Origin of the sequence: Mesorhizobium sanjuanii (assembly GCF_002529485.1) — a bacterium.
Lineage (GTDB): Bacteria > Pseudomonadota > Alphaproteobacteria > Rhizobiales > Rhizobiaceae > Mesorhizobium > Mesorhizobium sanjuanii.
In genome coordinates this window covers 44,363-53,865 of sequence record NZ_NWQG01000085.1, presented here as the reverse complement: position 1 = coordinate 53,865, position 9,503 = coordinate 44,363, and the positions used below count along the sequence as shown (strand labels likewise).

Annotated in this window: 9 protein-coding genes; 1 reads left to right on the top strand and 8 read right to left on the bottom strand. The window is 63.9% G+C overall.

All coding sequences use genetic code 11. The annotated features are described in order from the left end of the window. From CN311_RS14880 to CN311_RS14845, 8 genes are all read right to left on the bottom strand, one after another. On the bottom strand, positions 1–279 hold a 279-nt coding region (locus CN311_RS14880), incomplete at its 3' end, for a F0F1 ATP synthase subunit epsilon (RefSeq protein ID WP_097574550.1). 112 nt (positions 280–391) lie between these two features. Further along, positions 392–1,972 carry a F0F1 ATP synthase subunit beta gene (gene atpD, locus CN311_RS14875; protein WP_165779709.1) on the bottom strand — a complete coding sequence of 527 codons (1,581 nt, stop codon included), beginning with the start codon at positions 1,970–1,972 and terminating at the stop codon, positions 392–394. A 71-nt stretch (positions 1,973–2,043) separates the two neighbouring features. Continuing rightward, positions 2,044–2,928 (bottom strand): F0F1 ATP synthase subunit gamma, encoded by an 885-nt coding sequence (locus CN311_RS14870; protein WP_097574549.1) that lies wholly within the window; start codon positions 2,926–2,928, stop codon positions 2,044–2,046. Between the two features lie 26 nt (positions 2,929–2,954). Continuing rightward, the gene (gene atpA, locus CN311_RS14865) at positions 2,955–4,484 is read right to left on the bottom strand and encodes a F0F1 ATP synthase subunit alpha (protein WP_008873651.1); all 1,530 of its coding nucleotides are present in this window, start codon (positions 4,482–4,484) and stop codon (positions 2,955–2,957) included. Beyond that, a complete protein-coding gene (locus tag CN311_RS14860) occupies positions 4,484–5,044 on the bottom strand; it encodes a F0F1 ATP synthase subunit delta (protein WP_097574548.1) in 561 nt (186 codons plus the stop codon). Before CN311_RS14860 ends, atpA begins: the two co-directional genes overlap by 1 nt. A 248-nt stretch (positions 5,045–5,292) precedes the next feature. Next, positions 5,293–5,688 carry an AGROH133_08824 family phage infection protein gene (locus CN311_RS14855; protein ID WP_097574547.1) on the bottom strand — a complete coding sequence of 132 codons (396 nt, stop codon included), beginning with the start codon at positions 5,686–5,688 and terminating at the stop codon, positions 5,293–5,295. A 97-nt stretch (positions 5,689–5,785) separates the two neighbouring features. Then, on the bottom strand, positions 5,786–6,481 hold the full coding sequence (locus CN311_RS14850; RefSeq protein ID WP_097574553.1) for an aspartate/glutamate racemase family protein: 696 nt from the start codon (positions 6,479–6,481) through the stop codon (positions 5,786–5,788). Positions 6,482–6,535: 54 nt separating this feature from the next. Beyond that, positions 6,536–8,719 (bottom strand): primosomal protein N', encoded by a 2,184-nt coding sequence (locus CN311_RS14845; RefSeq protein WP_097574546.1) that lies wholly within the window; start codon positions 8,717–8,719, stop codon positions 6,536–6,538. Between the two features lie 89 nt (positions 8,720–8,808). On the opposite strand from CN311_RS14845, the gene fsa reads away from it, so the two are divergent. Continuing rightward, complete coding sequence (fsa, locus tag CN311_RS14840; RefSeq protein ID WP_097574545.1) at positions 8,809–9,465, top strand: fructose-6-phosphate aldolase; 657 nt, start codon at positions 8,809–8,811, stop codon at positions 9,463–9,465. Positions 9,466–9,503 lie beyond the last annotated feature (38 nt).

The window sequence follows — 9,503 nt, the reverse complement described above, 5'->3', positions numbered from 1 at the left end:
GGCGCGGTCGATGTCGCCGACGGCGACCGCCGATTCGGCGAGCAGCGTGCAGCCTGAAGGAACGATGTCGGCGAAGCCGCCAAACACCACATAGCGTTCCTCCTTGCCGGCAGCGGTCTTCACCGTGACGACGCCCGGCTTGATCGTGGTCATGACCGGCGCGTGATGCGCCATCACGGTCATCTCGCCTTCGGCGCCCGGAATGACGACGGATTCGACCTGCTCGGAGACAAGCAGGCGCTCGGGCGAGACCAGTTCGAATTGGAAAGCTTCAGCCATGTCAATTTAGTGAGTAGGGAATAGGAACTAGGCAGTAGCAAGTGGCCCTAACCGGCCCACATCACGCAGCTGCTATTCCCTAACCACTACTGACTACTCCCTATTCCCTAAATTACGCCGCTTCAGCCGCCAGGCGCTGTGCTTTCTCGACCGCTTCGTCGATACCGCCGACCATGTAGAAGGCGGCTTCCGGCAGGTGGTCGTAGTCGCCGTTGCAGAGGCCCTTGAAGCCCTTGATGGTGTCGGCGAGGTCGACCAGCTTGCCCGGCGCCCCGGTGAACACTTCGGCGACGAAGAAGGGCTGCGACAGGAAGCGCTCGATCTTGCGGGCGCGGGCAACCGTCTGCTTGTCCTCTTCCGACAGCTCGTCCATGCCAAGGATGGCGATGATGTCCTGCAGCGACTTGTAGCGCTGGAGGATCGACTGCACCTGGCGGGCGACCTGGTAGTGCTCTTCGCCAACGACCATCGGGTCGAGCATGCGCGAGGTCGAGTCCAGCGGATCGACCGCCGGATAGATGCCCTTTTCCGAGATCGCGCGGTTGAGCACGGTCGTCGCGTCGAGGTGGGCGAACGAGGTCGCCGGCGCCGGGTCGGTCAGATCGTCGGCCGGCACGTAGATCGCCTGCACCGAGGTGATCGAACCCTTGGTGGTGGTGGTGATGCGCTCCTGCAGCGCGCCCATGTCGGTGGCGAGCGTCGGTTGATAGCCCACGGCCGAAGGAATACGGCCGAGCAGCGCCGACACTTCAGAACCCGCCTGCGTGAAGCGGAAGATGTTGTCGACGAAGAACAGCACGTCCTGGCCCTGGTCGCGGAAATATTCGGCGACCGTCAGACCGGTCAGGCCGACGCGGGCGCGCGCGCCCGGCGGCTCGTTCATCTGGCCATAGACGAGCGCCGCCTTGGAGCCTTCGCCGCCGCCCTTCTTGTTGACGCCGGACTCGATGAACTCGTGGTAGAGATCGTTGCCTTCGCGGGTGCGCTCGCCGACGCCGGCGAACACCGAGAAGCCGCCATGCGCCTTGGCAACGTTGTTGATCAGCTCCTGGATCAGCACCGTCTTGCCGACGCCGGCGCCGCCAAACAGGCCGATCTTGCCGCCGCGAGCGTAGGGTGCCAGCAGATCGAGAACCTTGATGCCGGTAACGAGGATCTGCGCTTCCGTCGACTGTTCGACATAGGTCGGGGCCGGCTGGTGAATCGAGCGCATCTCGATGCCGTTGACCGGGCCTTCCTCGTCGACCGGCTCGCCGATGACGTTGATGATGCGGCCGAGCATGCCCGGGCCGACCGGCACGGTGATCGGCGCGCCGGTGTCATAGACTTCCTGGCCGCGGACCAGGCCTTCGGTCGAGTCCATGGCGATGCAGCGCACGGTGTTCTCGCCGAGGTGCTGGGCAACCTCGAGCACCAGGCGGTTGCCGACATTGATCGTCTCCAGGGCGTTCAGGATCGCCGGCAGATGCTCGCCAAACTGCACGTCGACGACGGCGCCGATGACCTGGCGAACCTTGCCGGCAAGGCCGGTTTTCTTGATGGAAGCGCTCGGCGTCTTGGCTGCGGCGGCCTTGGCAGGTGCGGCCGCCTTCTTGGCCGGAGCTGCCTTCGCCGCGGCTGCCGGAGCCTTTGCCGGTGCCGCCTTTACGGCGGTCTTTGGAGCCGCCGTCTTCGGGGTCGCTGCTTTCGCCATCGTCTTTGCCCTTTTCGTCTCTTTGTTTCTCACGCAGTCCGCCTGAAGGCCGGAGGCCTCCGGGCGCGCGCCTAGAGCGCCTCGGCGCCCGAAATGATTTCGATCAATTCCTTGGTGATCTGCGCCTGCCGCTGGCGGTTGTAGGTGATCGACAATTTGTTGATCATATCGCCGGCGTTGCGCGTCGCATTGTCCATGGCGCTCATCTTGGCGCCCATCTCGCCGGCTGCGTTTTCGAGCAGCGCGCGGAAGACCTGGACCGAGATGTTGCGCGGAATGAGGTCGGAGAGGATTTCGCCCGGCTCCGGCTCATATTCATAGACGGCGTTGCCGCCATTCGTCGTCTCGGCGGCAACCGAAGGCACGCCGGCCGGGATGATCTGCTGCGCCGTCGGGATCTGGCTGATCACCGACTTGAACTGCGAATAGAACAGCGTGCAGATGTCGAAGCCGCCCTCGTTGAAGAGGCTGATCACCTTCTTGGCGATCGCGTCGGCATTGACGAAGCCAAGTGTCTTGACCTCGCGCAGATCGACGCGGTCGATGATCTGCGCAGCGTATTCGCGGCGCAATATGTCAAAGCCCTTCTTGCCGACGCAGATGATCTTGACCTGCTTGCCGTCGGCCAGGAGCTTGCGGATATGGTCGCGGGCGAGACGGGCGATCTGCGAATTGAAGCCACCGCACAGGCCGCGCTCGGCGGTGCACACGACGAGCAGGTGCACGTCATCCTTGCCGGTGCCGGTCATCAGCGCGGGAGCATCGCCGCCGCCGCCGATCGCCTGGGTGATGTTGGCCAGCACCGCGCCCATGCGCTCCGAATAGGGGCGCGCGGCTTCCGCGGCTTCCTGCGCGCGACGCAGCTTCGCCGCGGCGACCATCTGCATCGCCTTGGTGATCTTCTGCGTCGCCTTGACCGAGGCGATACGGTTACGAAGGTCTTTTAACGAAGCCATGCTTCAAACCTGATTCCCGGCTTCGTTCAAGCGAAGGTCTTGGCGAAGGCGTCGATTTCCGCCTTCAGCTTGGCGCGCAGATCGTCCGACAGCGCCTTTTCCTTGCGGATGCCGTCAAGCACGTCCTTGCCGGCCGAGCGCATGTGGCTAAGCAGGCCATGCTCGAACTTGCCGACCTGGTTGACCGCCAGCTTGTCGAGATAACCGTTGACGCCGGCGAAGATCACTGCGACCTGCTCTTCGACCTTCAGCGGCGAGAACTGCGGCTGCTTCAAAAGTTCGGTCAGGCGCGAGCCGCGGTTGAGCAGGCGCTGCGTGGCGGCGTCGAGGTCGGAGCCGAACTGTGCGAAGGCCGCCATTTCGCGGTACTGCGCGAGTTCGCCCTTGATCGAGCCGGCAACCTGCTTCATCGCCTTGATCTGCGCCGAGGAACCGACGCGCGACACCGACAGGCCGACATTGACCGCCGGACGGATGCCCTGGAAGAACAGATTGGTTTCCAGGAAGATCTGGCCGTCGGTGATCGAAATGACATTGGTCGGGATATACGCCGACACGTCATTGGCCTGCGTCTCGATGATCGGCAGCGCGGTCAGCGAACCATTGCCATTGTCGTCGTTGAGCTTGGCGGCCCGCTCGAGCAGGCGCGAATGCAGGTAGAACACGTCGCCCGGATAAGCTTCACGGCCCGGCGGGCGGCGCAGCAGGAGCGACATCTGGCGGTAGGCGACGGCCTGCTTCGACAGATCGTCATAGCTGATCAGCGCATGCATGCCGTTGTCGCGGAAATATTCGCCCATGGTGCAGCCGGCGAACGGCGCCAGGAACTGCATCGGCGCCGGATCGGATGCGGTGGCGGCGATGATGATGGAGTAGTCGAGCGCGCCCCGCTCCTCCAGCACCTTGACGAACTGTGCGACGGTCGAGCGCTTCTGGCCGACGGCGACGTAGACGCAGTAGAGCTTTTCCTTCTCCGGGCCGTTGTCGTGCACCGATTTCTGGTTGAGCATCGTGTCGAGGATGATCGCGGTCTTGCCGGTCTGGCGATCGCCGATGACCAGTTCGCGCTGGCCGCGACCGACCGGGATCAGCGCGTCGATGGCCTTGAGGCCGGTCGACATCGGCTCATGCACCGACTTGCGCGGGATGATGCCGGGCGCCTTGACGTCGACGCGCTTGCGTTCGGTCGCCTTGATCGGGCCCTTGCCGTCGATCGGATTGCCGAGCGCGTCGACGACGCGGCCGAGCAGGCCAGGACCGACCGGCACGTCGACGATGGCGCCGGTGCGCTTGACGGTGTCGCCTTCCTTGATGTCGCGGTCGGCGCCGAAGATGACGACGCCGACATTGTCGGCTTCGAGGTTGAGCGCCATGCCGCGGATGCCGCCGGGGAATTCGACCATCTCGCCGGCCTGGACGTTGTCGAGGCCGTAGACGCGGGCGATGCCGTCACCGACGGACAGCACCTGGCCGACTTCGGAGACCTCGGCCTCCTTGCCGAAATTCTTGATCTGGTCTTTCAGAATTGCGGAAATTTCCGCGGCGCGGATGTCCATCAGCCGACCTCTTTCAGTGCAAGCTTGAGCGAATTGAGTTTGGTTTTGAGCGACGTATCGATCTGGCGCGAGCCCATCTTGACCACCAGCCCGCCGAGCAGCGACGGATCGACGGTGACGGTGATCGCCACATCCTTGCCGGCAACGCTTTTCAGCGCGGCCTTGAGTTCCGTCTGCTGGGCCGCCGTCAGCGCATGCGCGGAGGTGACCTCGGCGGCGGCCTCGCCGCGATGTTCGGCGGCGATCTGGCGGAACGCCTTGATCATGCCCGGCACCGCGAACAGCCGGCGATTGCTGGCGACGACACGCAGGAAATTACCGGTGAGGCCGGTGATCCCTGCCTTGTCGGCGATCGCCGCGATGGCCTTGGCCTGGTCCTCGCTGGAAAACACCGGGCTCTTGATCAGCCGGGCAAGGTCGGCGCTGCCGTCGAGCATGGCTTGGAAGCTGTTGAGGTCGGCTTCGACCTTGGCGACCGAATTTGCCTGCTGGGCGAGCTCGAACAGCGAACCCGCATAGCGCTCTGCGACACCTGAGATTGGCGATGACGATTGGGCCACGGACCGTCTTTTCTCTTGTCTGACAGGCCGCAGATTGTTGGCGCGAGCAATAAACTCTGGCTAAATCTTTGACCTTACTGCATTTTTTTAAGCACGGAGGCGCGGCTTCCGCTATCCCCGGCCGAAAGTCGATTGCCGTCTAGCACAGGCATTTTAAGACCGCAATGCGTCCTTCCGCATGGTTTTCAGGCACTATTGTCGCATCCGGCGGCGGAGTCCGACCGAAGCCCTTGGATTAGCCTTTGTATTCAGGGCAAAAAGCCGAAGGCGAAGGCAAGCGGCAAGGCAGCCAGTACCAATTCCACCGCGATGGAAACCCAGTTGAAAGGCGTGTTGGCGCCGTCCGACATCATCGACAGCAGCCGGCCGAAAGCGGTGAACAGCCAGGAAAAGCCAAGCGCCATGTAGAGTAGCGGCTGCGCCAGAAGGATGCAGCACAGGCTGACGCCGAGATAGAAACCGGACATGCGGCCGCGCCCTTCCGCGATCGCAGCCGCCTTTTCGGGCTTGACCTGCAGCCGCAGGATCCGGAAGGCCAGCCCCGGCGCCAGGAACAGAAGCAGGCCGAGAGCCAAGGTCACGACGGCGCTCGACCATGCCAGCCACTCGCCCTGGCTCATCGGCCATGGAAACGCAAATTCCATCCTTGTCCCCTCGAAGATGACTGTTTCGAAATTTTGGGCATTCTAACGAAGGAAAACCCCCGCGCCAGATGGCGGCCGGCACTTTAGGAAGCGCGTATCAAGCGAGCGCGAAGTCGGCCGCCGCCTCGGCATGGATGCGCGTCGTATCGAACACCGGAATGTCGAAATCCCGCTGGCCGATGAGCATGGTGATCTCGGTGCAGCCCATGATAACGCCGTCGATCTTTTCGTCACGTCGCATGCGGGTGATCTCGTCAATGTAGGCCGCCTTCGATTCAGTGCTGACGACACCTTGGCAGAGTTCGTCATAGATTACTTTGTGCACCATGTCGCGACCGGCCTGCTCCGGCACCACTGGTTGCAGACCGTATCGGTCGGCAAGCCGTCCCTTGTAGAAATCTTGTTCCATGGTGAAGCGGGTCGCGAGCAGCGCCGGGCGGTCGACGCCAGCGCTCTTGACGGCGACCGCCGTGGCATCGGCGATATGAATGAGCGGAATCGACACGGCAGCCTGCACCTCATCGGCGAGCTTGTGCATTGTGTTGGTGCACAGCAGCAGACCTTCAGCCCCGCCGGACTCGAGCTTGCGCGCGGCCTGAATCAGAAGCAGGCCGGCGCCGTGCCAGTCGCCGTGGTGCTGCCGCTCCGCGATCTCGGCAAAGTCGAACGACCAGAGCAGCAATTTCGCCGAATGCAGCCCGCCAAGCCGCTCGCGCACGATCTCGTTGAGCAGGCGATAGTAGATGGCGGTCGATTCCCAGCTCATGCCGCCGAGAAGGCCAAGGGTTTTCATGGGATCGTCCATTCCTCACTGGCTTTGAGGCAATCCTATCGCCGATATCACGCATTACAAAAAACTCTGCGGATCGATATCGACCTGCACCCTGACCGAGCCGCGTTGTTTCGGCCCGTTGGCCAGCATGGCGCGGATGAAGCCTTGCATGTCGGCGCGCTTTTCGCCCTGGATCAGCAGACGGAAGCGATGGCGTCCGCCGAGCAATGACAGCGGCGCCTCGGCCGGTCCGAGCACGAACAGGTCGGTGGCCTCGGGCGCCGCGCGGCGCAGGCCCCTGGCATGGCCCTCGGCTTCCGCCCGCGTCACCGCGCTGACGATGACGCCGGCGAGCCGGCCGAAAGGCGGTAGCGCCGCCCGCTCGCGCTCGGCGATCTCGCGCTCATAAAAAGCCTCGGCATCGCCGGAGACGATCGCCCGCATCACCGGATGGTCGGGCTGGAAGGTTTGCAGCAGGCCAAGGCTTTTCTTGCCGGTGCGGCCGGCGCGGCCGGTCACCTGGCTAAGCAGCTGGAAGGTGCGCTCGGCGGCGCGCGGATCGCCATTGGCAAGGCCAAGATCAGCGTCGACGACGCCGACCAGAGTCATATTTGGGAAATTATGGCCCTTGGCGACCAACTGCGTGCCGATGACGATATCGGCCTCGCCATTGGCAATGGCCTCCAACTCGAGCCTGAGCCGCCGCACCCCGCCCATCAGATCCGATGAGAGCACGATGGTGCGGGCGTCGGGGAAATGCGTCACCACCTCCTCGGCGATGCGCTCGACGCCCGGTCCGCACGCTACCAGATGGTCGAGCGTGCCGCATTCGGGGCAGGCTTCCGGGCGCTTCTCATTGTGCCCGCAATGGTGGCAGACGAGCTGGCCGCGAAAGCGGTGCTCGACCAGCCAGGCCGAGCAGACCGGGCAGCCGAAGCGGTGGCCGCAGACCCGGCACAGCGTCAGCGGCGCATAGCCGCGCCGGTTGAGGAACAGCAACGACTGCTCCTTCCTCTCCAGCGTCTGGCGCATGTGACCAAGCAGCATCGGTGACAGGAAGCCGCCACGCGCCGGCGGCGCACGCCGCATGTCGATCGTCTTCAGGTCGGGGAGAGCCGCCTCGGCGAAGCGCGCCGAAAGCACCGCCCTGCTGTAGCGGCCCTGTTGCGCATTGACCCGGCTTTCGACCGACGGCGTTGCCGAGGCGAGCACGACCGGGAAGCCACCGATATGGCCGCGCACCACCGCCATGTCGCGGGCATTGTAGAAGACGCGGTCCTCCTGCTTGTAGGCGGGGTCGTGCTCCTCGTCGACGACGATCAGCCCGAGCTCCTTGAACGGCAGGAACAACGCCGAACGCGCGCCCGCGACAACGCGCACGTTGCCTTCAGCCACTTGCCTCCAGACACGTTCGCGCATCCTTGGCGGCAGATCCGAATGCCATTCCGCCGGCTTGGCGCCGAACCGCTCCTGGAAGCGTTCGAGGAAGGCATGCGTCAGCGCGATCTCCGGCAGAAGGATCAGCACTTGGCTACCCCGGTCGAGCGCCGCGGCCACCGCCTCGAAATAGACCTCCGTCTTGCCGGACCCGGTCACCCCGTCAAGCAGGGTGACGCCGAATGCGCCGGCCGCGACATTGGCGCGCAGCATGGCCGACGCATCGCTCTGGTCCGGCATCAGCGAAGGCCGGGCATAGTCAGGGTCGGGTGCTGCGACCACCGGCCGCGGCGGGATCATCACGGTCTCGAACACGCCTTGCGCCTTCAGCCCGTCGATGACGGTCGACGACACGCCGGCCGCGTGCGCCAGACCGGATCGCGTCCAGGCAAGCCCGCCTTCGGCCGTCTCCAGCACACGCATGCGCGCATCCGTCATGCGGTCGGGCATGGCCAAGGTGCGTTGCAGTCCCTCGATCCACGGTTCCGGATCGAAGGCTTCCGGCGCCCTGAGCAGCATGCGCGCCACCATGCCGGGCGCCGACAGCGTGTATTGCGCCAGCCAGTCGACGAAGCGGCGCATCGCGCGGTCGATCGGCGGACAGTCGAAGACCTGCTCGATCGGACGCAATTTCCTCGCATCGACCTTTTCGACAGTGCCGTCCCAGACGATGCCGGCGACCTGGCGCGGGCCGAGCGGCACGCGTACGATCGAACCCGGCACCACGCGCATGCCGGCGGGCACGGCATAGGTGTAGGGTCGCTCGGCCGGCATCGGCACCAGCACCGGTGCGGCCGCGACAAAGGGCGAATCTTCCATCATGAGACGTGACCTTGCCCCGACTTTCGTCTAGAGCAAAGACCGACCCCGAATGTGCATGGCATGCACACGAAAATCTTCAGGAGACTGCCATGAAATTTTTTGTCGACACCGCCGACGTCAAGGATATCCGCGAGCTGAATGATCTGGGACTTCTCGACGGCGTCACCACCAACCCTTCGCTGATCCTGAAATCCGGCGGCAAGATTGCTGAGGTCACCAAGCAGATCTGCGATATCGTCAAGGGTCCGGTCTCGGCTGAAGTCACTGCCACCGAATATCAGGAGATGATCCAGCAGGCCAAGGCTCTTGCCAAGATCGCCGACAATGTCTGCATCAAGGTGCCGCTGACGCTGGACGGGCTGAAGGCCTGCAAGACGATCCGCACCGAGATGAACCGTATGGTCAACGTCACGCTGTGCTTCTCGGCCAACCAGGCGCTGCTCGCCGCCAAGGCCGGCGCCTCGTTCATCTCGCCCTTCGTCGGCCGCATCGACGACATCGGCATCGACGGCATGGAATTGATCCAGGAGATTCGTCAGATCTACGACAATTACGATTTCCAGACGGAGATCCTCGTGGCTTCGGTGCGCACCGTGAACCATGTCAAGCAGGCTGCCTTGATCGGCGCCGACGTCGCGACCGTGCCGCCGGCCACGCTGAAGGCTTTGGTCAAGCACCCGCTGACCGACAAGGGTCTGGAGCAGTTCCTGGCCGATTGGGCAAAGACCGGCCAGACGATCGGCTGAATCAAGGCACTATATTTCCGCAAAAAAGGCCGAGCGAT

Bases quoted from the DNA above. Each gene is read 5' to 3' on its own strand.
- CN311_RS14850 (WP_097574553.1), bottom strand. From the start codon at position 6,481: ATGAAAACCCTTGGCCTTCTCGGCGGCATGAGCTGGGAATCGACCGCC.
- fsa (WP_097574545.1), top strand. From the start codon at position 8,809: ATGAAATTTTTTGTCGACACCGCCGACGTCAAGGATATCCGCGAGCTG.
- CN311_RS14855 (WP_097574547.1), bottom strand. From the start codon at position 5,688: ATGGAATTTGCGTTTCCATGGCCGATGAGCCAGGGCGAGTGGCTGGCA.
- atpD (WP_165779709.1), bottom strand. From the start codon at position 1,972: ATGGCGAAAGCAGCGACCCCGAAGACGGCGGCTCCAAAGACCGCCGTA.
- atpA (WP_008873651.1), bottom strand. From the start codon at position 4,484: ATGGACATCCGCGCCGCGGAAATTTCCGCAATTCTGAAAGACCAGATC.
- CN311_RS14845 (WP_097574546.1), bottom strand. From the start codon at position 8,719: ATGATGGAAGATTCGCCCTTTGTCGCGGCCGCACCGGTGCTGGTGCCG.
- CN311_RS14870 (WP_097574549.1), bottom strand. From the start codon at position 2,928: ATGGCTTCGTTAAAAGACCTTCGTAACCGTATCGCCTCGGTCAAGGCG.